This is a genomic window from Nocardioides sp. S-1144, assembly GCF_005954645.2.
GTDB lineage: Bacteria > Actinomycetota > Actinomycetes > Propionibacteriales > Nocardioidaceae > Nocardioides > Nocardioides dongxiaopingii.
This window is the reverse complement of the sequence record NZ_CP040695.2, coordinates 56,481-82,553: the sequence shown is the minus strand read 5'-3', so window position 1 is coordinate 82,553 and position 26,073 is coordinate 56,481. Positions and strand designations below refer to the sequence as shown.

Genomic DNA, 26,073 nt, shown 5'->3' with positions numbered 1-26,073 from the left:
ATCTCTAGCCGATTCCCTAGACTGCCGCGCCCGAGCGGCGCCCGGGCGTTCGACGGGTCAGGCGGAGCGGGCCGACCGCGTCGCGGCGTAGGCGACGTCGAGCCCCTCGCGCAGCATCGCGATCAGGTCGGGGACCTCGTCGACGGCCAGGCGGAAGGTGGCGACGCAGAGGTTGTCGCGCCACATCGAGAGCACCACGACGCCGTCCGGGCCGCCGTCGGTGTGCCAGGAGACCCGCAGCGCGCGCTCGTCGCCGCGGGGATCGAGGAAGATCGCTCCCGGGGACCTCAGGGCACGCACCGGCGTCGACATCTGCTCATCATCGCCCCGACCACCCCCATTTGTCACCGGTCGCACCTAGGATCGTGGCGTGCCCGAGCTGCCCGAGGTGGAAGCGCTGGCCCTCGACCTGAAGGGCCGGCTCGACGGCCGCGCGATCGCCACGGTCCACCTGGCGGCGTTCAGCGCCCTCAAGACCTACGACCCGCCGGTCACCGCCCTGACCGGCATGCTGGTCGACGACGTCACCCGGCACGGCAAGTTCCTCGACATCGACGTCTCCGGCCTGCACCTCGTGCTGCACCTGGCCCGCGCGGGCTGGGTCCGCTGGCGCGAGGAGGTGCCGGCCCTGCCGCCGAAGCCCAGCAACAAGTCCCCGCTCGCCGTCCGGGTCGTGCTCGACGACGGCACCGGGCTCGACATCACCGAGGCCGGCACCAAGAAGAGCCTGGCGATGTACGTCGTCCGCGACCCGCTCGAGGTCCGCGGCATCGCCAGCCTCGGGCCCGACCCGCTCAGCCCCGACTTCACCCGCGACGCGCTCGAGGCGATCCTGCGCAGCGAGGGCCGCAAGCAGATCAAGGGCGTGCTGCGCCACCAGGGCACGATCGCCGGCATCGGCAACGCCTACTCCGACGAGATCCTGCACGCGGCGAGGATTTCGCCCTACCGGCCGGCCAGCGCGATCGCCGACGACGAGGACGGTGGTCTCGACGTCCTGTACGCCGCCGTGCGCACCACCCTCGGCGACGCCGTCGAGCGTTCGCGCGGCCTGGCCGCCAGCGAGCTCAAGGGCGAGAAGAAGTCGAACCTCGCCGTCCACGGTCGCACCGGCAAGGCCTGCCCGGTCTGCGGCGACACCGTGCGCGAGGTGTCCTTCGCCGACTCCAGCCTCCAGTACTGCCCCACCTGCCAGACCGGCGGCAAGCCGCTCGCCGACCGCCGGATGAGCAAGCTGCTCAAGTGAGCTCGCCGCCGACGAGGTCGATGAACTCGTCGGCCATCGCGAGCTGGCGCACCAGGCGCGCCCGCCGCTCCACGGCGTCCTCGCGCACCGCGCCGACCCGCGCCCGGGCCGCGGCACGCGCCGGCTCGTCGGCGCCGGCGTCGCGGAGGACCTCGAGGTCGACCATCACCGCCCGCATCTCGTCGAGGCTGAACCCGAGCGGCTTCATCCGGCGGATGACGAGGATCTTCTCGACGTCCTCGGCGGTGTAGAGGCGGAACCCGCCGTCGCTGCGACCCGACGGCTGCAGGAGGCCGACCTCCTCCCAGTGCCGCAGGCTGCGCAGCGAGAGCTCCGTGCGGGCGGCGACCTCGCCGATCTGCATCACGGCGTGGCCCTGCCCACCCGAGCGAGGATGCCAACCCTCACGTAGCGTGAGGTTAGGCTCGGTCCGCACATCGACCCACCTTCTCACGGTGGGACGCCCCCGCCGCCGTCACAACGAGAGCCGGTCCATGTCCTCCACCGCGCCGACCACCACCGCCGCGCCGCCCGAGCCGGGCGTGCGCGCCGCCCTGCGCTCGCCCCGCCTGCTGCGCACCGAGGTCCTGGCCGGGCTCGTCGTCGCCCTGGCGCTGATCCCCGAGGCGATCTCGTTCTCGATCATCGCCGGTGTCGACCCCCGCGTCGGGCTGTTCGCGTCGTTCACGATGGCGGTCGCGATCTCGTTCCTGGGTGGCCGGCCGGCGATGATCTCGGCCGCGACGGGCGCCGTGGCGCTGGTGATCGCCCCCGTGATGCGCGACCACGGCTACGACTACCTCATCGCCACCGTCCTGCTGGGCGGGGCGATCCAGGTCGTCCTCGGGCTGGTCGGCTTCGGCCGGCTGATGCGCTTCATCCCGCGCTCGGTGATGGTCGGCTTCGTCAACGCGCTCGCGATCCTGATCTTCCTGGCCCAGGTGCCCTACCTGGTCGACGTGCCCTGGCTCGTCTACCCGATGGTCGCCGCGGGCATCGCGATCCTGGTCGGCCTGCCGCGGGTGACGCGCGTGGTCCCCGCGCCGCTCGTCGCGATCGTCGCCCTGACCGGCTTCACGGTGCTGGCCGCGCTCACCGTGCCCGACGTCGGCGACGAGGGCGAGCTGCCCGACTCGCTGCCGCGCCTGTTCGTGCCCGACGTGCCGTTCGACCTCGACACGCTGGGGACGATCGCGCCGTACGCGCTGGCGATGGCGGTGGTGGGGCTGCTGGAGTCGCTGATGACGGCCAAGCTCGTCGACGACATCACCGACACCCCGTCGGACAAGACCCGCGAGGCGTGGGGGCAGGGCACCGCCAACCTCGTCACCGGCTTCTTCGGCGGCATGGGTGGCTGCGCGATGATCGGCCAGACGATGATCAACGTGAAGGTCTCCGGTGCCCGCACGCGCATCTCGACGTTCCTGGCCGGCGTCTTCCTGCTCGTCCTGGTCGTCGGGTTCGGCGACGTCGTGGCGATCATCCCGATGGCCGCGCTGGTCGCGGTGATGATCATGGTCTCCGTCGGCACCTTCGACTGGCACTCGATCCACCCCGCGACCGTGCGCAGGATGCCCAGGTCGGAGATGGCGGTGATGCTCTCGACCGTCGCGGTCACCGTCGCGACCCACAACCTCGCGATCGGGGTCGTGGTCGGCGTGCTCGTCGCGATGACCCTCTTCGCCCGTCGCGTCGCGCACGTCACCGAGACCCACCGCGAGGTCGTGGCGGACGACGAGCACGGTCCGACCGCGGTCTACCGGGTCACCGGCGAGCTGTTCTTCGCCTCGTCGAACGACCTCTACACCCAGTTCGAGTACGTCGAGGACCCCGACCGCGTCGTCATCGACCTCGCGGACTCCCACATCTGGGACGCCTCCACGGTCGCCTCGCTGGACGCGATCCGCGCCAAGTACGCGCGCCGGGGCAAGAGCGTGGAGATCGTCGGGTTGGACGAGGCGAGCGCGCGACGTCATGAGACGCTCAGCGGACAGCTGTCGAACCACTGACCCAGATGCGAGAGGCCGGCTCATGAGCGTGCCCACCGTCGCCGTCACCGGCGTCCCCGACCCCCTGCCCGACGGCCTGGCCGTCCTCGACGTCCGCGAGCAGGTCGAGTGGGACCACGGGCACATCGAGGGCGCCGTCCACGTGCCGCTGATGGACCTGCCTGCTCGGCTCGCCGACGTCCCCCCGGGCCAGACCCTCGTGGTCTGCAAGGTGGGCGGCCGCTCGGCGCAGGCCACCGGCTACCTCGCGCAGCAGGGCTACGACGTCGTCAACCTCGACGGCGGGATGCTCGACTGGCAGGCCGCCGGCCGGCCGATGGTGAGCGAGAACGGCCAGCCGCCCCAGGTGGTCTGACCCCCACGCGCACGACGACCGCCGACCCCTCCTCGAGGTCACCGGTCGCCGTCGGCGGTGCGGTCAGCCGCAGTAGTCCGAGGACCACTCGTCGAACTTGTCGACCTTCTTCTTGTCGTCCTCGCTCACCTTGGCGATGTCGTCGGCGTCGCCCTCGAGCGCCTTCTGGACGTCGTCGCTGTCGAGGTCCTTGAACTCCTCGACGATGACCTCGAAGCCCTCGCGGGCGTCGTCGGGGATGTCCTCCGGCGTGCCGGTCTCCTCGAGGTCCTCGGAGAGCTGCTTGAACTGGTCGGTCACGGCCTTGGCCTGGTCCTCCGGGGAGGCCTCCGGGTCGACGTCCGAGCCGGGCTCGGCGTTGATGACCCCGCAGAAGTCGTCCTTCGAGGCGTCGGTGGGGGCGTCGCTCCCGCCACCGCAGGCGGTGAGGGAGAGGGCGAGCAGCACCGGGGCGCTCGCCGCGGCGATGCGGCGCTTGATGGTGGTCATGGGAGTTCCTCTCTGTCGGGGCACCTCGGGATGCCCGCCCGCCCACCCTGCCCACCCGGCCGGGGGTTCAACCCGGCCCGACCATCAGGGGCCCGCGAACCCCCGCGGCAGCGGGACCGCGAGCAGCCCCGGCAGCCGGCCGAGGTACTCCTCGCGCCCGATCTCGCGGACGCCGAGGGAGGCCAGGTGGTCGGTCTGCCACTGGACGTCGACCAGGCGCTGCTCACCGTGCTCGTCGTCGAGCAGGTCGACCAGGCCGACGAGTGCGACCTTCGAGGCGTCCCGCTCCCGGTGGAACATCGACTCCCCGGCGAAGAGCCCGCCCAGGGCCAGGCCGTAGAGCCCGCCCACGAGCCGACCGTCGCGCCAGGTCTCCACCGAGTGCGCCCAGCCCAGCTCGTGGAGGTGGAGGTAGGCCGTCCGGATCCGCCGGTCGATCCAGCCGTGCGGACGGCGCGGGTCGGCGCAGGCGTCGAGGACCTCGGCGAAGGCCGTGTCGACGCGGACCTCGAAGTCGCGGCACGCGCGCCGCAGCGACCGCGACACCACCAGCCGGTCGAGCGTGAGGACGCCGCGGTGCACCGGCGACCACCACCCCATCGGGTCGCGCGCCGAGCCGAGCGGCATCGGGAACAGGCCCTGGCGGTAGGCCGCGAGCACCGTGCCCGGCTCGAGGTCGGCACCCAGGGCGACCAGGTCGTCGTCGGGGTCGCTGCCGGCGAGGTGGGCGTCGAAGGCCCACCGCGAGGGGGGAGGCTCGACCGGCACAGGTGCGACCGTAGTCGCGCTCGTGCCGGTCGTCACGCGCCGCCGCCTACGATCGGCACCATGGGTCTGAGACAGACGGTCGGCAAGCAGGTGGGCAGGCAGCTCGCACCCCGCATCACGGACCTGGCACCGAACCTGAGCGGCTCGTTCGTCCGTGAGGCGCTGCGTCGCGCCGTCGAGGGCGTCGGCCCGCTCGCCTCGGCCGCCGAGGTGGCCGCCAAGCAGCTCGCCGAGCACGGCGACGTCGAGAAGGCCGTGGACGCCGTCGTCGACACCCACGTGCGCCTGGCCGGCGCCTCCGGCTTCGTCACGAACCTCGGCGGGCTGGTCACGATGACCGTCACGGTGCCGGCGAACCTGACCGGGATCGCGCTCATCCAGTGCCGGATGGTGGCCGCGGTCGCGCACCTGCGCGGCTACGACCTCGACGACCCGCGGGTCCGCAACGCCGTCCTGGTCACCGTCCTCGGCGAGGACACCGTCAACGACCTGGTGCGGAGCAACAAGATCCCGGCGCCGCCGATGGCCCTGGCCACGGCGCCCGTGCACGACCCCGCCCTCGACCCCGTGGTCTCCGGCGAGGTGGCCCGCGACCTGGTCGCCCGGGTCACCGGCCGCCGTCTCGCCAGCACCGTCGGACGCCGGGTGCCCGGGTTGGGCGGCGTCATCGGCATGGGCTCCGACGGCTGGGCGACCCACAAGATCGGCAGCTACGCCGACCGCGAGCTCCTGCCCCGCGCCAAGCGGTAGCCCTTCAGCAGCACCCGGCCGGCCTGGCCGGTCTCGAGGCGCCGCACGATCTTCTCGCGCAGCCGGTAGGTCGGTCGCAGGTAGGCGCGGTGCAGCGCGCCGCGGGTCTCGTCGAGCTCGTGGCGCAGGCCCTCGCCCTCCTGCCGCAGGCGGGCGTTGTCGAGCAGCAGCGCCTTGATCGCGTCGAGGCCGGCCGCGGCGACGTCGTCGCCGTCGGGGTGGTCGGGGTCGCTCCACGTCTCGGGCGGGCTGCCGACGAGCTCCTCGACGTCACCGATGACGTCGTAGCCGCGCACGGTGATCTCCTCGACCCAGCTCCGCTCGAGCCGCTGCACCCACTCGTGGACGTCGGGGGGCAGGGCCAGCCGCGGCGACGTGCGCCGCTGGGACAGCGTCTGGTGGGCCAGCAGCTCCCGCACCAGCGGGCGGTACTCGGCCGGCGGCAGCTCACGGTTGACCGCCCGGTTGATGCGGCGGATGAGCGCGGTCTCCGGGGCGCCGAGCGAGGGGTTGGCCCGCTCGGTCTCGAGGGTCAGGTCGATGCCGTCGAGGCCGAAGGCCTGGCTGAACCGCTTCCACAGCACCTCCGGAGCACCACCGCGGGGCGGGACGGTGACCAGGTGCACCCGCTCGGGCGGCAGGTCGCTGGCCCAGCGGTCGAGGATGTCCGGGATCTCCTGCACCCCCCAGAACCAGCTGCCGATCCGCGTGGACCGCTCGGGGCTCTGGATCTGGCGCAGGAACTTGGCGTAGGTGATGGAGCTGCGGTGCTTGACGTTCTCCTGCCACTCGGCCGGGATCTGGCGCACGAGGTCGCGCACCGAGAGGACGACGTGCAGCTCGGGCTCGTCGGGGTCGCCGGTGCCGTGACCGAGCGACTCCAGCGCCCGCCCGACCTGCGAGCGCGAGGCGGTCGCGAAGATCTCGTGGCTGATGATGGTGGTGCCGTCGTGGCGACGGACCCGGGCGGCCAGCGCGTCCCACGCGCCGATCGCCTCGGTCTCCAGCCCGCCCCAGGGCAGCCGCATCAGGTCGAGCGCGGCGAGGAAGTGCGCGTCGAACCGGTCCGCCGGGTAGAGGATGCCGGCCAGCGCCAGCCGCGGGCGGTTGCGGTAGAGCACGTCCTGCACGTAGGAGGTGCCGGTCTTCGGGGTGCCGACGTGCAGCAGGATCCGACGGGTCATCCGGGGGTTGGTCCCTTCTCGGTCGGGCGGTCGCTCTCGGGCACCAGCAGCAGCCGGAGCGCGAGGTCGAGCGTGCCCTGGTCATCGGGGCGGTCCTGGAGGTCGCGACCCTCGGGCGTTCGGAGCAGGACGTCGGGGTCGCCGACCACCGTGCACCCGGTGGCGAGCAGGCCGCGGCGGAGCCGGGTCGCGCGGCGCACCACCCAGCCGGTGTGCTCGGGCGGGACCGCGAGCGGCCGGCCACCCAGGTCGCCCAGGGCGAGCAGCCGCGGGAGGAGCGTGTGGCGCAGCAGCCGGGCCCGGCGGTCGGGGAGCACCAGCCCGCCGAGGGGCGCGGCCACGCGCCGGGCCAGGTCGGCGGCGTCCGCGCCCAGGGGCGGCATCGGGCGGACCCGGCGGCGGGTGCCGAGCACGCCGGGGACCCGGGCCGGGTCGAGGACGACGGTGACCCGCTCCACGCCCACGTGGGCGGCCGCGCGGCGCACCGCCCCGAGGGTGTCGGCGCGACGCGGGAGCGAGCGGACGCTGCGCAGGTTCGTCAGCCAGTCGTCCCAGCCGATCGCGCTGCTGTCGAGGGAGCGGACGACCCAGGCGTGGGTGAGCATGGTGGGCAGGTCGGTGCCGACGACCACCCACTGCGGACGCCGTCCGCCCGGGCCGCGACCGCGGCGGCCGAGCTGGTCGACGACCGGCCAGACCAGCCACGGGTCGCCCGAGATCCGGTACGACGGCGCCCACGGACGCCGGAACCCGGCCGGCGCCTCGGCCGGCACACCGGCGGCGACGAGGTCCTCGGCGAGCAGGCCGGAGGCGACGCGCACCAGCTCACCGGCGGCGAGCCCGGCCGGGTCGACCGGTCGCGGGCCGAAGCGGTGCGGGCCCGGCACGGTGCCGAGCAGCGGGAGGTCGGGGATGCCGCGGCCGGGTGCGCTGGCGTTGACGACGCGCTCGACCAGCGCCGGGGACGGCTTCACGCGTCGGGCGCGGGCGGCCAGGTTGAGCCGGCGCAGCAGCTCGAGCTGCTGGGCGCCGGGCACGGGGGCCGACCGGGGGGTCGTCGAGGCACCCCCGGGCGGGCGCTCGGCGCCCGACCGCCACGAGGCCCACGGCTCGGTGCCGCCCGCGCGCAGGTGCGCGACCCAGGCGAGCGCCGGGTCGGCGTCGCGGGTCGAGTCGCGGGTGGGGCTGGCCATGGCCGCGATCATCCCACGCAGGCCGAGCGCTGGTCCGGGTGCCAGAATGCAACCCGTGACCCGACCCGTGCTGCACCTCCACGTCGGAGCGATGAAGACGGGCACGACGTACCTCCAGGAGCTGATGCTCGCCAACCGCGACGCCCTGGCCGGGGCGGGCTTCGTCTTCGTCGGACCGGGCTGGTCGCGGCAGGTCCGCGCGGTCCAGGACCTCCTGCACCTCGACCAGCACGACCCCCAGATCGCCGCCCTCAGCGCGGGCGCCTGGGACGAGCTGGTCGCCGAGGTCCGTGACCGCCGCGACGCCGCGTCGCTGGTCTCGATGGAGTTCCTGTCCTTCACCCGGCGGCGCCGGATGGCCCAGGTCGTCCGCGACCTCCGCGGGGTCGAGGTGCACGTCGTCCTGACCGTCCGGGACGTCACCTCGACGATCCCGGCGCAGTGGCAGACCAGCATCACCTCCAAGCGCACCCACACCTGGGAGGAGTTCCAGGCCGGCGTCCAGCGCGCCGCGAGCCCGGTGTGGGCCGCGCACGCCGTCCGCGGCGACACCGGGGTGCGGGAGTTCCGGCGCACCCAGGACGTCGCGCGGATGCTGCGCACCTGGGGCCGGCTGGTCCCGCCCGAGCGGCTCACCGTCGTCACCGTGCCCCTGGAGCGCCGCGACCCCGACGAGCTGTGGCAGCGCTTCGCGACGGCGATCGGCGTCGACCCGGCCGTCGCCACCGAGCCGCCGTCGAAGTCGAACCCCTCGCTCGGGCACGCCTCGACCGAGCTCGTCCGCCGGCTCAACGTGACCCTCGAGGACACCCTGCCGTGGGACTACAACCGCACCGTCAAGGCGCCGCTGGCGACGCGGTTCCTGGGCGGACGGCGCGCGATCGAGGACCGCGCCCGCCTCGACGCCGCCACCGCACGCTTCGCCGCCGACTGGAACCGCAGCACCCGCGAGGCCATCGTCGCCTCCGGCGCCCAGGTGGTCGGCGACCTCGACGACCTCCCGGTCGAGCCGACCGACGACACCGTCGGCGACGCCGCCCACGGGCCGGACGCCGCGGCGGTGCTCGACGCCGCCCGCGACGCCTGGGGCGGCCTCACCACGCTGCACGAGCGGCGCCGGCGGCGGATCGCCCGGTTGGGCGACGAGCCGAGGCCCGACCCCGTCGACGCGCCGACCCCCGACTGGGTCGACGCCGCCGGCACCGGCACCGAGACCGATCTGGACCGCGCCGTCGTCGACCTCACCGCGCTGGTGCGGACCCTGATGCGGCTGCGCCGCGAGATGATGGAGCTGACCACCGACGAGACCGACGACGCCGACGAGCCGGACCCGGCCTGAGTCGTCGGCGACGCGGATCCCGGTCGTCACGACCAGGATCCCGGTCGTCACGACGCGGATCCCGGTCGTCCGGGATCCCCGTCAGGCGGTGCCGCCGAGGGCGCGGACGACCGCCGAGGGGCTCGGGCGACCGAGGTGCCCGGCCATCCAGGTGCTGGTCGCGACGACGGCGTCCAGGTCGACGCCGTGCTCGACGCCGAGCCCGGTGAGCAGCCAGACCAGGTCCTCGGTGGCCAGGTTCCCGGTGGCGCTCCTCGCGTACGGGCAGCCACCCAGCCCGCCGGCGCTGGCGTCGTAGGTCGTGACACCGGCGCGCAGCCCGGCCTGCACGTTCGAGAGCGCCTGGCCGTAGGTGTCGTGGAAGTGCAGCGCGAGCCGGTCGGTGGGGACGCCGGCGTCGACGAAGGCGCGGACCAGCGCGGTCACGTGGCCCGCGGTGCCGACACCGATGGTGTCGCCGAGGCTGAGCTGGGAGGCGCCGAGGTCGAGCAGCCGGCGGCCGGCGGCGACGACCTGCTCGACCGGCACGGCACCCTCCCACGGGTCGCCGAAGCACATCGAGACGTAGGCGCGCACGTCCATCCCGGCCGCGCGGGCCCGGGCGACGGTCGGCTCGAACATCGCGAACTGCTCGTCGAAGGAGCGGTTGAGGTTCTTCTGCGCGAAGGTCTCGGTGGCGGAGCCGAAGATCGCCACGTGGCGCAGGTCGAGCTCGAGGGCGCGGTCGAGGCCGCGCTCGTTGGGCACCAGGACTGGCAGGTCGCGACCCGGCTCGCCCAGGCGCGCCATCAGCCCGGCGGCGTCGGCGAGCTGGGGCACCCAGCGCGGGTGGACGAAGCTGGTGGCCTCCACGACGGGCAGCCCGGCCGCGAGCAACCGGCGGACGAACTCCTCCTTCACCTCGACCGGCACCAGGGCCTTCTCGTTCTGGAGCCCGTCGCGCGGCCCGACCTCGTAGATCGTCACCGCCGCCGGCAGACCCGGCTCCGGCACGACGATGGGCAGCGGCCCGGTCACTGCGGCTCCACCACGAACAGCGGGGCACCGAGCGGCACCTGGGCCCCGGCGGCGACGTCCACGGCGGTGACGGTGCCGGCGAAGGGCGCCTTGAGCGAGAGCTCCATCTTCATGGCCTCCATGGTGCCCAGCACCTGGCCCTCCTCGACGACGTCGTCGACGGCGACCCGCACGTCGAGCACGGTGCCCGGCATCGGCGCGGTGATCGTGCCGTCGCCGACGACCGCGGAGCCCGCGAGCCGGTCGGGTGGGGTGAAGGCGAAGCGCTGGCCGCGCCAGACCACCTCGTGCACCCCGGTCGGGCCGGGCTGGACGTTGACGACCGCGCGGACGGTGACGCCGTCGACCACCGCCTTGAGGACGTGGTCGGCGGCACCGAGCTGGCGGAACGGGACGCCGTCGACGGTGCCGGCGGCGCGGTCGACCAGGACCTCGCGGTCGAGCTCGACCAGGGTGGGCGCGGGCGCCGCGCCGAGGCGGAACCCGTCGGACTGGAAGGCGTGCCCGCGCTCGGACGACGTCAGCATCGCCGAGACCCAGGCCACCAGCGCCCGCGGCACGTCGGCGGACGGCTCCTCGACCGCCGCGGTGTCGAGCCAGGCGGTGTCGATGGTCGCGTCGCGGAACTCGTCGGAGGCGACGAGCGCGCGCAGGAAGCCGGCGTTGGTGGTGAGGCCGAGGATGGCGGTCGCGTCGAGGGCCTCGACGAGGGCCCGCCGGGCGCTCTCGCGATCGGGGCCGTGCGCGACCACCTTGCCGAGCATCGGGTCGTAGGAGGTGCTGACGACCTGGCCGGGCTCGAGGGCGTGGTCGACGCGGACGGTGCCGCTGCCGGCCCGGGCACCGGGCCAGCGCACGATCGACGCCGTCCCGGCCTGGGGCAGGAAGCCGCCGAAGGAGTCCTCGGCGTACACCCGGGCCTCGATGGCGTGGCCGACGAGCCGGACGTCGTCCTGGGTCAGCCCGAGCGGCTCGCCCGCGGCCACGCGGAGCTGGAGCTCGACGAGGTCGAGCTCCTCACCCCCGACGCGCGTGGTGGCCTCGGTGACGGGGTGCTCGACCTGCAGGCGGGTGTTCATCTCCAGGAAGTAGAACTCACCGGTCTCGGCGTCGAGCAGGAACTCGACGGTGCCGGCGTTGACGTAGCCGACGTGGGCGGCGAGGTCGACGGCGGCGCGGGTGATCCGGTCGCGCGCCCCGGCGTCGATCGTGGGCGCCGGCGCCTCCTCCAGCACCTTCTGGTGCCGGCGCTGGGTGGAGCAGTCGCGCTCGTGCAGGTGCAGCACCGTGCCGTGGGTGTCGCCGATGACCTGCACCTCGATGTGGCGGCCGTGCTCGACGTACTTCTCGACCAGCATCGTGTCGTCGCCGAACGCGCTCAGCGCCTCGCGCCGGGCGGCGGCGACCGCCTCGTCCATCTCGGCCTCGCTGCGCACGACGCGCATGCCCTTGCCGCCGCCGCCGGCGGCGGCCTTGACCAGCACGGGGTACGCGGCCTCGGCCCCGGTCGGGACCACCGGGACGCCGGCGGCGATCGCGATCTCGCGGGCGGCGTCCTTGCGGCCCATCTGCTCCATGACCGCGGCGCTCGGGCCGACCAGCACGATCCCGGCCTCCTCCAGCGCGGTCGCGAACGCCGACCGCTCGGACAGGAACCCGTAGCCGGGGTGGACGGCCCAGCAGCCGTGCCGACGGGCCTGGTCGACGACCTCGTCGACGTCGAGGTAGGAGGAGACGCGGGCCGCCTCGTCGCAGGCGCGGACGTGCGGTGCGTCGGCGTCGAGGTCGGTGTGGATCGCGACGGTCGGCAGGCCGAGCCGGCGGCAGGTGCGCGCGACGCGGACGGCGATCTCGCCGCGGTTGGCGATCAGGACACGCATGGTGGGGTCGAGCACGTCATCACATCCGGAAGATGCCGTAGGAGGGTGCCGGGACCGGCGCGTGCGCGGCGGCGGCCAGGCCCATGCCGAGGACGCGACGGGTGTCGACGGGGTCGATGACGCCGTCGTCCCAGAGCCGGGCGGTCGAATAGTACGGCGAGCCCTGGCTCTCGTACTGCTCGCGGATCGGGGCCTTGAACGCCTCGACCTCCTCGTCGGTGGTGAGGTTCGGGTTCACGGTGGCCAGCACCGACGCCGCTTGCTCGCCGCCCATCACCGAGATCCGGGCGTTCGGCCACATCCACAGGAACCGGGGGTCGTAGGCCCGCCCGCACATGCCGTAGTTGCCGGCGCCGAAGGAGCCGCCGATGACGACGGTGAACTTGGGGACGACGCTGCAGGCGACCGCGGTGACCAGCTTGGCGCCGTCGCGGGCGATGCCGGCGTTCTCGTACTCGCGCCCGACCATGAACCCGGTGATGTTCTGCAGGAAGACCAGCGGGATGCCGCGCTGGTTGCACAGCTCGATGAAGTGCGCGCCCTTGCGGGCCGACTCGCCGAAGAGGATGCCGTTGTTGGCCACGATCCCGACCGGGTGGCCCCACACGTGGGCGAAGCCGGTCACCAGCGTCTCGGCGTAGAGCGCCTTGAACTCGGCGAACCGGCTGCCGTCGACGATGCGGCGGATGACCTCACGGACGTCGTAGGGCGTGCGGGTGTCGGTCGGGACGACGTCGTGGAGCGTCGCCGGGTCGACCACCGGCTCCTCGACCGGCCGCACCTCCCACGGCGCCGGGGGCGCGACCGGGAGGGTGTCGACGATCCCGCGGACGATCGCGAGCGCGTGGGCGTCGTCGTCGGCGAGGTGATCGACCACGCCCGACCGGCGGGCGTGCACGTCGCCGCCGCCGAGGTCCTCGGCGCTGACGACCTCGCCGGTCGCGGCTCTCACCAGCGGCGGGCCGCCGAGGAAGATCGTGCCCTGGTCCCTGACGATCACGGTCTCGTCGCTCATCGCCGGCACGTAGGCGCCGCCGGCGGTGCAGGAGCCCATCACGCTGGCGACCTGGGGGATGCCCCGCGCGGAGAGGTTGGCCTGGTTGAAGAAGATCCGGCCGAAGTGCTCGCGGTCGGGGAACACCTCGTCCTGCATCGGCAGGAACGCGCCGCCGGAGTCGACGAGGTAGAGGCACGGCAGCCGGTTCTCGGCGGCGACGGCCTGGGCGCGCAGGTGCTTCTTGACCGTCATCGGGTAGTAGGTGCCGCCCTTGACCGTCGCGTCGTTGGCGACCACGACGACCTCGCGACCGTGCACCCGGCCGATCCCGGTCACCACGCCGGCGCTGGCGACCGCGCCGCCGTACATGTCGGTCGCGGCGAGGGGGCTCAGCTCGAGGAAGGGGCTGCCCGGGTCGAGCAGCCGGTCGACGCGGTCGCGCACCAGCAGCTTGCCGCGGCCGGTGTGCTTGGCCCGCGCCGCCTCGCTGCCCCCCAGCCGGGCGACGGCCAACCGCTCGCGCAGGTCGGCCACCAGGTCGCTCATCTCGCTCACGCGCCCAGGTTAGCGATCGTTAACCAACCCGTCCACCGCCGCTGGCGGGTGGTCCCTGACCGCCCACCCCTCGGACCGCGTATGTCTAGTGATTCAGTGTGGTTCAAGATGATGGGGACCCCGACCTGAGGAGCGTTCCGCATGTCCTTCCGTCCCGAGACCCTGGCGGTCCATGCCGGCCAGGAAGAGGCCGACCCGACCACCAACGCACGCGCGGTGCCGATCTACCAGACGACGTCCTACGTCTTCAACGACACCGAGCACGCCGCGAACCTGTTCGCGCTCGCCGAGCCGGGCAACATCTACACGCGGATCATGAACCCGACCCAGTCGGTCTTCGAGGAGCGGATGACGCAGCTCGAGGGTGGCGTCGGGGCGCTCGCGACGGCGTCCGGCTCCGCGGCGACGACCTACGCCGTCCTCAACGTGGCCGGCACCGGCGACAACATCGTCGCCCTCTCCACCCTGTACGGCGGCACCTACGCGCTCTTCGCGCACACGCTGCCGCAGTTCGGCATCACCGTGCGCTTCGTCGACCCCGAGCGGCCCGAGGACCTGGCCGCCGCCGTCGACGACCGCACCCGCCTCGTCTTCGCCGAGACCATCGGCAACCCGAAGATCAACGTCGTCGACATCCGCGCCTGGGCCGACGCCGCGCACGCGCAGGGACTCCCCCTGATCGTCGACAACACCGCGCCGACGCCGTACCTCGCGCGCGTCTTCGACCACGGCGCGGACGTCGCGGTGCACTCGGCGACGAAGTTCATCGGCGGGCACGGCACCTCGATCGGCGGCGTCATCGTCGACGCAGGCTCCTTCGACTGGGCCGCGCACGCCGACCGGTTCCCCGGGTTGACCGGCCCGGACGGCGCCTACCACGGCGTCGTGTGGACCGAGGCCGTCGGCAACCTCGCCTTCATCATCCGCGCCCGCACCGTGCTGCTGCGCAACACCGGTGCCGCGATCACGCCGATGAACTCCTGGCTGTTCCTGCAGGGGCTCGAGACCCTGCACCTGCGGATGGAGCGGCACAGCGCGAACGCGCTGCGGGTCGCGGAGTTCCTCTCGGCCCACGCGGAGGTGTCGTGGGTCAGCTACCCGGGTCTGCCCGACAGCCCGTACAAGGCCGTCGCCGACCGCGTCCTCACCGGCCGCGGCTACGGCGGGCTGCTCAGCTTCGGCGTGCGGTCCGGGCGGGAGGGCGGCAAGCGCTTCATCGAGGCGCTCGAGCTGTTCTCGCACCTGGCCAACATCGGCGACGCCAAGTCGCTGGCCATCCACAACGCCACCACGACCCACTCCCAGCTCGAGCCCGCCGAGCTCGAGGCGGCCGGCGTGCCCGAGGACATGGTGCGGCTCTCGGTCGGCATCGAGCACGTCGACGACCTGATCGCCGACCTCGAGCAGGCGCTGGCCGCCAGCAAGTGAGCCCCGAGTGAGCCCCGCATGACCGACGCCGGGCGGGTCGTCCTCGCGACCGGGGACGACCCGCTGGTGCTGGAGCACGGGGGGCACCTCGACCACGTCGAGGTCGCCTACGAGACCTGGGGCGAGCTGGCCCCGGCGCGCGACAACGTGGTCTTCGTCTGCCACGCGCTCACCGGCGACGCGCACGCCGGCGGGGAGGGCGGCTGGTGGGCGAACCTCGTGGGGCCAGGGCGCCCGCTCGACACCGATCGCTTCCACGTCGTGTGCGCCAACCTGCTGGGCGGCTGCCGGGGCACCACCGGGCCGTCGTCGCCGGACCCCGCGACCGGACGCCCGTGGGGCCTGGACTTCCCCCTACTCACCGTGCGCGACCTCGTCGCGGTGCACCGGCGCCTGCTGACCCACCTCGGCGTCGAGCGGCTGCACGCGGCGATCGGTGGCTCGCTGGGCGGCATGCAGGTGCTGCAGTGGGCCGTCGACGACCCGGCGGCGATCGACCGGGCGGTGCTGGTGGCGGCGTCCTCGCGGCTCTCGGCGCAGGGCATCGCCTTCTCCGCGGTCGCGCGCGACGCCATCATGCGCGACCCCGACTTCCAGGGCGGTCGGTACGTCGGCAGCGGCCGCCGACCCGACCACGGGCTGGCCGTGGCCCGCCGGATGGCCCACATCACCTACGTCTCCGAGGGCTCCCTCGAGGCCAAGTTCGGGCGCGACCGGATCGCCGACGGACCGCCCACCCACGCCACCGACTTCCAGGTCGAGGCCTACCTCGACCACCAGGCCGAGGTGTTCCTCGCGCGCTTCGACGCGCTCTCCTACCTCTACCTGACCCGCGTCATGGACTACTTCGACCCGTTCTCGGACGCCGGGGCCGCGGCCCGGGCGGGGTCGGGGGGCACCGACTTCCTGGTGGTCTCCTTCGACACCGACTGGCGCTTCCCCACCGCCCAGTCGCGGCGGATCCACGACCACCTCGCCGCAGCCGGTGCCCGGAGCCGCCACGTCGAGATCGCCTCGCCGTGGGGGCACGACTCGTTCCTCCTCGAGCCGCCGGGCTACCACGACGTCGTCCGGCAGCACCTGGTCCGGCACCCGGGGTGAGGCGTGGACGCCCCGGACCCGGGGCGTTAGCGATCGCTAACCTGAACCCCATGACCGGGGCCACCACCACCCGCCGCGAGCAGATCCTGGCCACGGCCGCCGACCTGTTCGCCCGCCGCGGCTTCCACGGCGTCTCGGTCGCCGACCTCGGGGCCGCGTGCGGCATCTCCGGGCCGGCGCTCTACAAGCACTTCGCGTCCAAGGACGCCGTCCTGGCCGAGATGCTGGTCTCGATCAGCGAGGAGCTGCTGACGGTCGGGCGCGAGCGGGTCGCGCAGGCCGACGGCCCCGCCGACGCCGTCGCCCGGCTCGTGGAGTGGCACGTCTCGTTCGCCCTCGGGCGCCGCGCGCTGATCGTCGTCCAGGACCGCGACTGGTCCTCGCTGCCCGACGCCGCCCGCGAGCAGGTGCGTGCCCTGCAGCGCTCCTACGTCGACCTCTGGGCCGCCCAGCTCCGCCTGCTCGACGGCACCGGCGGCCCGCTCTCGCTCGACGCCGCCCGGTCGCAGGCGCACGCGGCGTTCGGCCTGATCAACTCCACCCCGCACAGCGGGCTGCTGCCCGACGGCGCCATGCACGACCTGCTGGCCGGGATGGCCCTGCGCGCACTCGGCGTCGACCGGGCCTGACCGGCTCCCCCGCGACGCGCAGGAGCCGGTGCCGCCCCGAGGCGACACCGGCTCCCGACGAGCTGCTCCGGGTCAGCGCACGACGCGGATGACCTTCGTGGTGCTCGACGCCTTCACCGTCGGCGTCCCGAGGAAGCGCACCGTGAGGGTCTTCGACCCGGCCTTGGCGAACTTCTTCAGCGTGATGACGACCCGGCCGGTGCTGTCGACCTTGCCGGTGCCGATGACCGCGCCGCCGGAGCGGACCTCGACCTTGCCGGACACGGCCGCACCGGACGCGGTCACCTTGACGGTGACCTTGGCCTGCGTGGTCCGCACCTTGATCTTGCCGGGCGCGACCTTGGTGACCGCGACGCTGGAGGCGACCGGGGCGACGACCGGGGCGGTGACGGTGACCGGGACCGGCGCCGAGGTGCCGGCGGCGGTCAGGTCGTCACCGGCGTAGGCGGCCTGCACCTGCTGGGTGCCGGCCGTGGCGAACGGCCCGACCTGGGCGGTGCCCGTGCCGTCGGCGCCGAGGGTGATCGCGCCGACGGTCTGGCCGCCGGCGGTGAGGACGACCTGGCCGCTCGGCGCGAGGCCGAACTCGTTGGTCGCCGTCACCGTCACCGACGCCGCGGTGCTCTGGCCGACCTTGACCGACGCCGGGCTCACGCTCAGCGTGACCGTGGGCGCGGCCTGCGACGGCGCCCAGCCCACCTGGGCGATGCCCTTGCGGTAGCGGGTGTCGGCGGGGTTGGTCGGGTCGTAGCCGGCCTCGATGTTGCCGGCGGAGTCCTCGGAGTACCAGTAGATCTTGGTGCCCTTGTCCACGACGAGCTTCTCACCGGGCTCGCGCACCGACGCCGGCTGGATCATCGGCGACGCCTCGGTCGGCTGGGTGCCGTCGAGGGTGTAGTGGATGTCGGCCGACTCGTTGCTGGTGATCCGGACGTTGACCTTGGTCGGGTCGTTGGCGGTCTCGGTGACCACGAGGGTGGACTCGGCGGGGGTGACGTCGAGGTCGAGGTCGCGGGCCACCCGGACCAGCTCGATGAGCCCGTTCGCGTACTCGAGGGTCTCGTCCTTGGCGTTGGCGACGCCGATCTCGGCCGGGGTGACCGGCGTGAGGTTCGGGTTGCGGAACGGCGGCTGGAAGGTGCTGCCGACCTCGAAGCTCCAGCCGTAGATGCCGTACTTGTACCAGGCCTGGTCACCGGAGTTGCCGGCCGCCGAGTAGAGGACGTCGATGATCGGGCCGGTGCGGGCCGGGGTGACCGACAGGCCACGGTGGCGCTTGATGCCGGTCAGGATCTTCTCCGAGGCCTCCCAGAAGAACGCCTCCTCCTTGACCGAGGGACGCGGCGAGGCCTCGCGGTCGGCGGTCTTGTAGGCGCCGGGGGCCCACATGAAGTAGTTGCCCGACGAGTGCATGTTCATCGAGAACTTGATGTTCGGGTGGGCCATGATCCAGTCGACGTTCTGCGCCTCCGGCTCGGAGAGCTCGGCCGGGCCGGCGTTGGTGTCGCTGGTACAGCTGACCGTCGACGGCGTCGCGCCGGAGTACCCGTCGAAGGTGCTGTACATCTCGAAGTTGCGGTTGACGTCGACGCCCCACTGGTTGCGGGCCAGGACGTCGTTGTTGCCGCCCTCGACGCAGTAGCGCTTCATGTTGCGGCGCTGCGAGGCGAAGTCGTAGAACGAGTAGTGCCCGCCGTCGGGGTTGATGGACGGCGCGATCCAGATCTCGAGGTTGTCCACGAGCTCGCGGGTGCCGGCGTGCGAGTCGTAGTTGCGCAGCAGGCGCTCGGCGGTCTCGAGCGTCACCAGCGGCGGCACCCACTCACGCGCGTGCTCCTGGGCGTAGGCGAGCACGCCCGGCTTGGAGCCGTCGCGCGTCTTGCCGATCTTGATCGCCCACACGGTCTGCGGCTCGCGCGAGACCGACTGCGGGGCGGACAGGTTGTCGCTCAGCCGGATGACCGGGGTCGCCGAGACGACACCCTCACCGGTGTTGCCGCGGTAGGTGTAGACCTCGACCAGGTCCATCGCCGCGTCGTTCGTCCTCAGGGCGGCGATCACCTCGGCGGCGCTGCTGATGATCGCGCCGGAGGCGTCGGTGCGGGCGTTGACCTTGATGAAGTTGTCGGTGACCGAGACCGACAGCGGCGACGAGGCGACGCCGGGGTCGGCGATCTGCGCGGTCACGTCGTTGCCACCCTCGTGGCCCCACGCGAGGGTCTCGATGCCGATGCGCGAGGCGTTGCCGGGCGTGGTGCCCGGGAAGAGCTGCACCGACGCGCTGCCGGCGTTGCGGATCTTCGCGGCGTCGGCGTTGGAGATGCCGACGACCGGGATGGTCACGCCGGCGACGGCGCCGCTCGGGGCGGTGCCCGCACCGCTGGTGTTGTTGGCCAGCAGGACGGCGACCGCACCGGCGGTCTGGGCCGCGAGGGCCTTCGCCTCGAGGGTGCAGGTGCCACCGCGCTCGACGACCGCGATCGTGTTGGCGAGCGAGGACAGCGGCTGGCAGGCCTGGGCGGCGACGTCCGGGTCCACGCCCTGCGCGGTGACCCGGCGGGCGGTGGTCGCGGTGGCGGGGAACCCGGCCGGGGTGATGGCCGTGGGGGCCCACGCGGCGGTGCCGGCGGCGTAGGTCGAGGTGACGGTGGTCGTGCCGACGGTCATCACGAGGCGGTTGGTCGGCTCGAGCATCGCCATCGCCTTGCGGCGGTAGCCGTTGGTCTGGTTGGGCAGCGCGACCAGCTCGGAGATGTCGGGGTAGGTGTCCGCGAGCTGCTTGATGCGGGCGTAGAGGTCGGTCGGCGTCAGGTAGCTGTTGACGAAGTCCTGCTGGTAGCCGGCGCCCTTGAACGGGTCCTTCTCCGACCCGGTCGGCAGCCAGTCGCGGACCTTCGCGACCGCGACGTCACCGGACGGGCTGGTGATGCGGATCTGGTCGGGGCGCACGGGCAGGCGGCCACCGCCACCCTTCTCGTCGGTCATCACGTTGGACGCGCCGCGGTGGTAGAGGTAGGCGCCGGCGTCGACGAAGCGGCTGATGACCTGCGTGCCACCGGAGCCCATCGGCGTCCCGGGGCCGCTGTCGCGCTCGACGGTCAGCGGGGTGTTCTCGCTCAGGCCGTTGGCCCACTTCGCCTCGACCGACAAGGTGCCGACACCGAAGGAGGTGTAGTAGTCGGCGCGCACGATCTTGACGTCGGAGACGTCCTCGTGGGTGGCGTCGGCCGCGAAGTTCCGGGCGGCCTTCGTGGTCCTGGCGATCGTCGTGGCCCGCTCGGCGAAGGCGCGCTCGGAGTCGGCGTCGCTGTAGAGCGTCTCGCCGATCGTGTAGCCGGCCTGCTCGAGGGCGGCGATCTCGGTGTCGGTGACGACGGCGCGGACGACGAGGACGTCGCCCTCCTGCTCGACCCCGTGGTCGAGGTCGACGCCGGTCGCGACGAGCCGGTCGAGCTCGGCGGTGTCGGCCAGCTCGACCTCGACGACCTTGGTCGACTCGTCGGGGAAGCGCTCGAGCACGACCTCCGGGTCGGGCGCCGCCGTGGCCGGCGCGGCCTGGCTGCTCGTGCCGGCGAGCGCGGTGCTCGCCAGCAGGGCCGTGCCCAGGACGGCGACGCCGATCCTGGCTGCGCGACCGCGCTGTCTCTTCAGGGGTGATCGGGACACGTACCGCTCCTCGGGATGGTGGCGGAGAGGTCCTCGGGGCGCACCGGACTCGGCGTCGGCCCGGTGGGGCCGACGTCGACGAAGGGGGAACGACCAAGGACGTCGGGGGGTAAGGGAAACCAACCAGGCAAGTGCTTTACCGTCAACGACTGGTCTGGACCTGAGGCGTCGATCGCCGAATCGTGGTAAGGGTGCCCTCACCCCGCCGTCAGAACAGGTGGTCGATGGGGCCGGGGTCGCCGGCGTCGAGGAGCTCGAGGATGCGGACGGCGCGGGCGGCGGCGTCGACGGCGGAGTCGAGCCCGGCCTCGTCGTCCTGGTCGTCGTCGAGCGAGGAGGGCGGCGCGACGGTGCGGGCGTGCAGCCGGGCGAGCAGGTCGTCGCGGGGCAGGCCACGCAGGTGCAGCAGCACCATCGGGTCGGCGTCGACCAGCCAGGCGACCTGGGACAGGACGGCGAGCGCGTGCGGGCAGGGGTCGAGCCAGCCGACGCAGGTGCAGGACGCCTCGAGCTCGTGGCCGTCGGGCAGCAGCTCGACCCCGGCCTCGTCGGCGTGCTCGACCAGGCCGTGCGGCAGGTCGCCGGCCAGCAGCGAGCCCACCCGGCCGGACTCCGCGGCCACCACCTCGACCAGGCCGGCCAGACCCTCGGCGTCGAGGACCGGCAGCCGGCAGTCGACGGTGACGAGCCCGTGCTGGACCCGCTCGTCGGCGACGGCCGCGACCATCCGGCCGGCGGCCAGGGAGATCCCGCCGACGCTGCCGCGCCGCGCGATCGAGCGGCCCTGGCGCAGGTCGCCCTCGGTGTAGGCGGCCTCCTCGACCGCACGCACCCAGGCCTTGCCCCACCAGGTCGTCGCGCGCGCGGCGCCGCGCCGCGCCGGGATCGGCGGGTGCGCGACGACGGCGGCGCTCACCTGCTCACCCGGCTCACCCGTCCCGCCCGGTCACCGGCGCAGCTCGACGAGGTCGCGCAGCTCGTCGTCGCCGAGCTCGGTGAAGGCCTGCTCGCCGCGCCCCAGGACGGCGTCGGCCAGCGCCCGCTTGCGCCCGAGCAGCTCGGCGACCTTCTCCTCGACGGTGCCGCGCATGATCATCCGGTGCACCTGCACCGGCCGGGTCTGGCCGATCCGGTAGGCGCGGTCGGTGGCCTGCTCCTCGACGGCGGGGTTCCACCAGCGGTCGACGTGGACGACGTGGTCGGCGCGGGTCAGGTTGAGCCCGGTGCCCCCGGCCTTGAGCGAGAGCAGGAAGACCGGCACGTCGCCGGCCTGGAACCGCGCGACCATCGCCTCCCGCTCGCGCACCGGGGTGCCGCCGTGCAGCAGCTGGTGCGGCACGCCCGCCTTGGCGAGGTGGGACTCGAGGAGCCGGGCCATGGCGACGTACTGGGTGAACACGAGCAGCGCCCCGCCCTCGGGGAGCACCGTGCCGACGAGCTCGTCGAGGAGGTCGAGCTTCTCCGAGCGCCCCGTGAGCCGGACCGCGCCGGACTGCTTGAGGAACTGCGCCGGGTGGTTGCAGATCTGCTTGAGGCCGGTCAGGAGGGCGAGCACCATGCCGCGGCGGGCGTCCTCGTCGGCGCGCTCGATGCGCTCCATCGTGTCGCGCACGAAGGCCTCGTAGAGGACGACCTGCTCGCGGGTGAGCGTGAGCGGGTGGTCGGTCTCGGTCTTGGGCGGCAGCTCGGGCGCGATGCCGGGGTCGGACTTGCGGCGCCGGAGCAGGAACGGCTCGACGAGGTCGGCGAACTGGCGCGCCCGGGTCGGCTCCTGCCCGGACTCGATCGGCGCGGCCCACGCCTTGCGGAAGGCGTTGCGGCTGCCGAGCAGGCCGGGGATCGCCCAGTCGAGGATCGCCCAGAGCTCGGTGAGGTTGTTCTCCACCGGCGTGCCGGTGAGCGCGACCCGGGCGGCGCTCGGGATGGTGCGCAGCGCTCGGGCGGTCGAGGAGGCGGGGTTCTTCACGTGCTGCGCCTCGTCGGCGACCACGAGGTCCCACGGCACGGCGGCCAGGGTCCTCGCGTCGACCCGCATCGTGCCGTAGGTGGTGAGCACGAAGCCGGAGCCGGCCCCGTCGAGCGCCTGCTCCTCGGGCCCGTCGGGCCCACCCAGCCCGTCGAGGTTGCGCTGCGACCCGTGGAAGCGCCGCACGGCGGTGCCGGGGGCGAAGCGCCGGATCTCGGCCTCCCAGTTGCCGAGCAGGCTCGCCGGGCACACCACGAGGGTGGGTCCCGGGTGGCCGGCGGCCACCCGGTGCAGGTGCAGCCCGATGAGCGTGACGGTCTTGCCGAGCCCCATGTCGTCGGCCAGGCACGCACCGAGACCGAGCGAGGTCAGCTCGGCCAGCCAGGTCAGCCCGTGCCGCTGGTACTCCCGCAGCTCGGCCCGCAGCGCCGCCGGCGGCTCCACCGGCTCGCGGGTGGCGGCCGTGGTGAGCCGCTCGCGGACCCGGAGCAGAGAGGCCCCGACGACGACCGACGTGTCGACGTCGGGCTCGACCTGGACGACGCCGGTGAGGGCGGCCGCGACGGCCTGGGCCGGCTTGACGGTGCGGATCAGCCGCTTGCGCGCCTTGCGGGCCACACTCGGGTCGACGACGGTCCAGGCGCCGCGGAGCCGGAGGACCGGCGAGGCCGCCTGCGCGAGCGCGTCCATCTCCTCGGCGGTCAGCGGGTCACCGTGCAGGGCGAGCTGCCAGCGGAAGCTGAACAGCGTCTCGGTGCCGAGCAACGGCTCGTTGAGCGGCTCCTCGCGGTGCCCGGACGCGGCCGCTCCCTGCCGCGGCGTCGCGTCGAGGACGGCGGTCGAGCTCAGGTCGCGGCCCAGGGCGCGCGGCCAGAGGACGTCGACCCCACGCTCGCCCAGGGCACCGACGCCGTGGTCGAGCAGGCTGACCAGCTCGTCGGTGTCGAGGGTGATCTCGTCGGGCACCCGCAGCGCCAGGAGCCGGTCGAGGACCGGCCACGCGTCGGCCGCGCTGCGCAGCGCGATGCTGGCGTGGGTGCGCGCGCGGTCACCGAAGCCGTGCTCGTCGCCGCCCGCGGTGAACAGCACGCCGGCGTCGCAGACGTGCAGCGGGTCCTGCTCGTCGTGGACCTGGAGGACGACGCGCAGCGTGCCCCCGACCAGCTCCTCCTCGTCGGCCTCGACGCGCAGCGAGATCCGCACCAGCTGCGGCAGGTCGGCGCGGGCGGCGGGCGTGCGGTGCCGCGCGATCCGGGCCTGGAGCCGCTCGGCGAAGGCGTCGACGCCCGCCCCGGCCCGCACCGGTGGCCGGGGTGGCGCACCGGCGCCGGCCGGCCGGCGGGTCGGGCTCACCGGCGCACTGCGCGGCATCGTGTCGGCGACGGCGTCGAGCACCTGCCGGACGACGTCGGCGGCCGACGCGACGTCGAGGTCGTCGTGGGCCCGGGCCCGGGCCAGCTGCTCGACGCGGGCGCGGTCGGCCTCGTCGAGGGGCGCGACCCGCCAGCTCGCGAGGTCGGCCCCGGGACCGAACTTGCCGGCCGCCACCAGCCGCATGCCGAGCAGCACGGCGCCGGCGAGCAGCCCCACGCTCGGGTGGACGTCGTCGCGGCCGCGCGCCTTCGTGAGCACCGGCAGGGCGGCCCGCATCGGGAGGGCGATCGTGCGCCGGTCGTCGCTGAACTCCACGACGCTGTCGCGGGGTGGGTCGGCGGCGCGGAAGGTCGCGACGCCGGTGACGGGCACGAAGCTCACGGGCGACCTCGGGGAGCGGTGACGGCAGGGACACCGACGGTAACGGCCGGCACCGACGACCCGTTCCCCGGTCGGGCCGGCACCGGCACCCGACGCGCGCGCCGACGGGCGCTGCGAGAGGTGCTGGGAGAGGTGCTCCGGGGAGGCCTGTGGAGGACGGGAGCGGGACGAGGCCGTCCTGGGTGACCCTGTGGCCATGGACCCGACACCGCCCCCGCCCCACCGTCCCGTGATCCGCAGCCAGGCCGACCTCGAGCGCGCCTGGCGCCACCTCGTGGAGCCGCTCGGCTTCTCCGCACACAGCACCTGGATGATGCTCATCGACGCCGAGGACCACCCGCTGCCGCAGCTGACCCAGGTCGAGGACTGCGACCGGGTGCCCGAGCCGGAGGTGCTCACCGGCTTCGCCGAGCTCGCCGCCCACCTGCTCGACGACGTCGCCCCCGGTGGTCGCTGGGCGTTCCTGCGCAGCCGGCCCGGGGCCGGGGTCACCGACGTCGACCGCGCGTGGGCGCGGGGCCTCGTCGAGGCCTGCCGCGAGCTCGGCGTGCCGACCGAGGTGGTGCACCTGGCCACCGACGTCGACCTGCTGCCGCTGCCGCTCGACTCCCTCGCGGCGTGAGCACCGCGGGCCTGCGGCGTGGCTACCGGTGTGGCTACCGGCGCGGCTACCGGCGGCGGGCGGCGCGCACCGCCGCGAGCGCCGCGTCGGCGGCGTCGAGCGCGGCGGGCACCGTGCGGTCGGGGTCCTCCCAGGTCGCGGGGTCGACCGGCGCCGGTCGCAGGTCGTCGAGGTCGCCGACCACGTCGACGCCGGAGCCCCGCGCCCAGGCCAGCCAGTCCGACGTCCGCTCCTCGACCCAGCCGGCGTGCCGCGGGTCGAGCCGCACCCGCGGCGAGCCGCGCTCGGCGAGCCCCTCGCGGACGACGTCCTGCACCACCGCGTGCAGCCGGCCGCCGCGGGACGCGGCCGCGCCCAGCCGCTCGTTGAGCACGCGGAGGAACTGCGCCTCGGGCAGGCCCACGGCGTCGTTGGATCGCGCGGCCTCCACCGGCGCCCACGCGGGGTCGAGACCGGCGACGCCGAGGAAGCGCGTCCACAGCAGGCTCCGGTCGCCGCCCTCGGGCGGCACCGTCACGAGGTGCACCCGGCCGGCGTCGCCGAGCGCCTCGGCCCACCGGCCCAGCACGGCGGCGACGTCGTAGGCGCGCACCGCCCCCAGCTCGCCGTCGCGGGCTGCCTCGAGGTAGGCGCCGAAGGTGCGGGTGCCGCCGTGCTTGAGGCCCTCGAGCCACCCCGAGACGAGCTGGCGGGCGAGGTCGCGCGCGGTGTAGACGACCTCCAGCGTCGCGCCGGTGCCCCGCAGGTCGGCCAGCGCGCGCGCCACTGCCGCGGCGTCCGCGCGCACGAACGCCTCGTCGCTGACCACCGCCGGGCCACCGGTGGCCACGTGGTCACCGACGACCGCGACGAGCCGGTCCCACCAGCCGTCGGTGTAGCCGCGCCCGCGACCCAGGCGGACGCCGGTGAGGTCGAGCGCCGCCCGGAAGGCCAGGCTGGCGGGCCCGTCGGCGGCGTCGGCGCGCGGCACCAGCACGCCGTGCGCGGCCAGCGATGCGGCGTTGCGGTGCAGGCGGCTCTGGAGGTAGGTCGTGCCCGACTTGGGCGCGCCCACGTGGAGCACCACGCGTCCCGCCCGATCGCTCACCCCAGGCATCCTGCCGGACGCGCACCCGGCCGGGACA

The 26,073-nt window shown here is 74.0% G+C and carries 22 protein-coding genes; 9 read left to right on the top strand and 13 right to left on the bottom strand.

Features of this window, described 5'->3' with window-relative positions:
* Nucleotides 1–57: 57 nt before the first annotated feature.
* Nucleotides 58–312 carry a hypothetical protein gene (locus FE634_RS00375; RefSeq protein WP_137293072.1) on the bottom strand — a complete coding sequence of 85 codons (255 nt, stop codon included), beginning with the start codon at nucleotides 310–312 and terminating at the stop codon, nucleotides 58–60.
* Between the two features lie 58 nt (nucleotides 313–370).
* Here FE634_RS00375 and FE634_RS00370 point away from each other — a divergent pair, with 58 nt between their 5' ends.
* Nucleotides 371–1,246, top strand: a complete 876-nt coding sequence (locus tag FE634_RS00370; protein ID WP_138874758.1) for an Fpg/Nei family DNA glycosylase — start codon at nucleotides 371–373, stop codon at nucleotides 1,244–1,246.
* On the opposite strand, the gene FE634_RS00365 is transcribed toward FE634_RS00370, so the two are convergent.
* Nucleotides 1,239–1,610, bottom strand: coding sequence for a MerR family transcriptional regulator (locus FE634_RS00365; RefSeq protein WP_137293123.1), 372 nt, complete (start codon nucleotides 1,608–1,610; stop codon nucleotides 1,239–1,241). The genes FE634_RS00370 and FE634_RS00365 overlap by 8 nt on opposite strands.
* Nucleotides 1,611–1,740: 130 nt before the next feature.
* On the opposite strand from FE634_RS00365, the gene FE634_RS00360 reads away from it, so the two are divergent.
* Nucleotides 1,741–3,255: a SulP family inorganic anion transporter gene (locus FE634_RS00360; RefSeq protein WP_138874757.1), complete on the top strand. Its 1,515-nt coding sequence runs from the start codon at nucleotides 1,741–1,743 to the stop codon at nucleotides 3,253–3,255.
* 22 nt (nucleotides 3,256–3,277) lie between these two features.
* Entirely contained in the window at nucleotides 3,278–3,610 is a 333-nt protein-coding gene (locus tag FE634_RS00355; RefSeq protein ID WP_137293075.1) for a rhodanese-like domain-containing protein, read from the top strand.
* Between the two features lie 63 nt (nucleotides 3,611–3,673).
* Here the strand turns inward: FE634_RS00355 and FE634_RS00350 are convergent, their stop codons facing one another.
* Both FE634_RS00350 and aat read right to left on the bottom strand, forming a co-directional pair.
* Entirely contained in the window at nucleotides 3,674–4,099 is a 426-nt protein-coding gene (locus tag FE634_RS00350; RefSeq protein ID WP_138874756.1) for a hypothetical protein, read from the bottom strand.
* 84 nt (nucleotides 4,100–4,183) lie between these two features.
* On the bottom strand, nucleotides 4,184–4,867 hold the full coding sequence (aat, locus tag FE634_RS00345) for a leucyl/phenylalanyl-tRNA--protein transferase (RefSeq protein ID WP_138874755.1): 684 nt from the start codon (nucleotides 4,865–4,867) through the stop codon (nucleotides 4,184–4,186).
* A 60-nt stretch (nucleotides 4,868–4,927) separates the two neighbouring features.
* On the opposite strand from aat, the gene FE634_RS00340 reads away from it, so the two are divergent.
* Nucleotides 4,928–5,617: an EcsC family protein gene (locus FE634_RS00340; RefSeq protein WP_137293078.1), complete on the top strand. Its 690-nt coding sequence runs from the start codon at nucleotides 4,928–4,930 to the stop codon at nucleotides 5,615–5,617.
* Here FE634_RS00340 and FE634_RS00335 read toward each other — a convergent pair.
* Nucleotides 5,578–6,801, bottom strand: a complete 1,224-nt coding sequence (locus FE634_RS00335; protein ID WP_148240228.1) for a hypothetical protein — start codon at nucleotides 6,799–6,801, stop codon at nucleotides 5,578–5,580. The genes FE634_RS00340 and FE634_RS00335 overlap by 40 nt on opposite strands.
* Nucleotides 6,798–7,994, bottom strand: a complete 1,197-nt coding sequence (locus FE634_RS00330) for a hypothetical protein (protein WP_138874753.1) — start codon at nucleotides 7,992–7,994, stop codon at nucleotides 6,798–6,800. Before FE634_RS00330 ends, FE634_RS00335 begins: the two co-directional genes overlap by 4 nt.
* A gap of 55 nt (nucleotides 7,995–8,049) precedes the next feature.
* Here FE634_RS00330 and FE634_RS00325 point away from each other — a divergent pair, with 55 nt between their 5' ends.
* Nucleotides 8,050–9,333: a hypothetical protein gene (locus FE634_RS00325; RefSeq protein ID WP_148240227.1), complete on the top strand. Its 1,284-nt coding sequence runs from the start codon at nucleotides 8,050–8,052 to the stop codon at nucleotides 9,331–9,333.
* An 81-nt stretch (nucleotides 9,334–9,414) separates the two neighbouring features.
* Here the strand turns inward: FE634_RS00325 and FE634_RS00320 are convergent, their stop codons facing one another.
* The 3 genes from FE634_RS00320 to FE634_RS00310 are packed head-to-tail and all read right to left on the bottom strand — an operon-like array spanning nucleotide 9,415 to nucleotide 13,773.
* Nucleotides 9,415–10,350, bottom strand: a complete 936-nt coding sequence (locus FE634_RS00320; RefSeq protein WP_138874751.1) for a hydroxymethylglutaryl-CoA lyase — start codon at nucleotides 10,348–10,350, stop codon at nucleotides 9,415–9,417.
* Nucleotides 10,347–12,245 carry an acetyl/propionyl/methylcrotonyl-CoA carboxylase subunit alpha gene (locus FE634_RS00315; protein WP_262347520.1) on the bottom strand — a complete coding sequence of 633 codons (1,899 nt, stop codon included), beginning with the start codon at nucleotides 12,243–12,245 and terminating at the stop codon, nucleotides 10,347–10,349. The genes FE634_RS00320 and FE634_RS00315 overlap by 4 nt, the downstream gene beginning before the upstream one ends.
* Nucleotides 12,246–12,249: 4 nt before the next feature.
* Entirely contained in the window at nucleotides 12,250–13,773 is a 1,524-nt protein-coding gene (locus tag FE634_RS00310; RefSeq protein WP_137293125.1) for a carboxyl transferase domain-containing protein, read from the bottom strand.
* Nucleotides 13,774–13,923: 150 nt separating this feature from the next.
* Between FE634_RS00310 and FE634_RS00305 the strand changes: the two genes are divergently transcribed.
* Genes FE634_RS00305 through FE634_RS00295 form a run of 3 tightly spaced genes read left to right on the top strand, consistent with a single transcriptional unit; the run spans nucleotide 13,924 to nucleotide 16,940 of the window.
* Nucleotides 13,924–15,210 (top strand): O-acetylhomoserine aminocarboxypropyltransferase/cysteine synthase family protein, encoded by a 1,287-nt coding sequence (locus tag FE634_RS00305; protein WP_137293083.1) that lies wholly within the window; start codon nucleotides 13,924–13,926, stop codon nucleotides 15,208–15,210.
* Nucleotides 15,211–15,228: 18 nt separating this feature from the next.
* Nucleotides 15,229–16,311, top strand: a complete 1,083-nt coding sequence (gene metX / locus FE634_RS00300) for a homoserine O-acetyltransferase MetX (protein WP_148240226.1) — start codon at nucleotides 15,229–15,231, stop codon at nucleotides 16,309–16,311.
* A 50-nt stretch (nucleotides 16,312–16,361) separates the two neighbouring features.
* Nucleotides 16,362–16,940: a TetR/AcrR family transcriptional regulator gene (locus tag FE634_RS00295; RefSeq protein ID WP_137293085.1), complete on the top strand. Its 579-nt coding sequence runs from the start codon at nucleotides 16,362–16,364 to the stop codon at nucleotides 16,938–16,940.
* 72 nt (nucleotides 16,941–17,012) lie between these two features.
* On the opposite strand, the gene FE634_RS00290 is transcribed toward FE634_RS00295, so the two are convergent.
* The 3 genes from FE634_RS00290 to FE634_RS00280 form a co-directional block, all read right to left on the bottom strand.
* The gene (locus FE634_RS00290) at nucleotides 17,013–20,606 is read right to left on the bottom strand and encodes a M14 family zinc carboxypeptidase (RefSeq protein WP_187366775.1); all 3,594 of its coding nucleotides are present in this window, start codon (nucleotides 20,604–20,606) and stop codon (nucleotides 17,013–17,015) included.
* Between the two features lie 208 nt (nucleotides 20,607–20,814).
* On the bottom strand, nucleotides 20,815–21,522 hold the full coding sequence (locus FE634_RS00285; RefSeq protein ID WP_137293087.1) for an SWIM zinc finger family protein: 708 nt from the start codon (nucleotides 21,520–21,522) through the stop codon (nucleotides 20,815–20,817).
* Between the two features lie 30 nt (nucleotides 21,523–21,552).
* Nucleotides 21,553–24,327 carry a DEAD/DEAH box helicase gene (locus tag FE634_RS00280; RefSeq protein WP_262347519.1) on the bottom strand — a complete coding sequence of 925 codons (2,775 nt, stop codon included), beginning with the start codon at nucleotides 24,325–24,327 and terminating at the stop codon, nucleotides 21,553–21,555.
* 196 nt (nucleotides 24,328–24,523) lie between these two features.
* Here FE634_RS00280 and FE634_RS00275 point away from each other — a divergent pair, with 196 nt between their 5' ends.
* Nucleotides 24,524–24,949, top strand: coding sequence for a hypothetical protein (locus tag FE634_RS00275; protein WP_138874747.1), 426 nt, complete (start codon nucleotides 24,524–24,526; stop codon nucleotides 24,947–24,949).
* A gap of 46 nt (nucleotides 24,950–24,995) precedes the next feature.
* On the opposite strand, the gene FE634_RS00270 is transcribed toward FE634_RS00275, so the two are convergent.
* Nucleotides 24,996–26,036 (bottom strand): hypothetical protein, encoded by a 1,041-nt coding sequence (locus FE634_RS00270; RefSeq protein ID WP_138874746.1) that lies wholly within the window; start codon nucleotides 26,034–26,036, stop codon nucleotides 24,996–24,998.
* Nucleotides 26,037–26,073 lie beyond the last annotated feature (37 nt).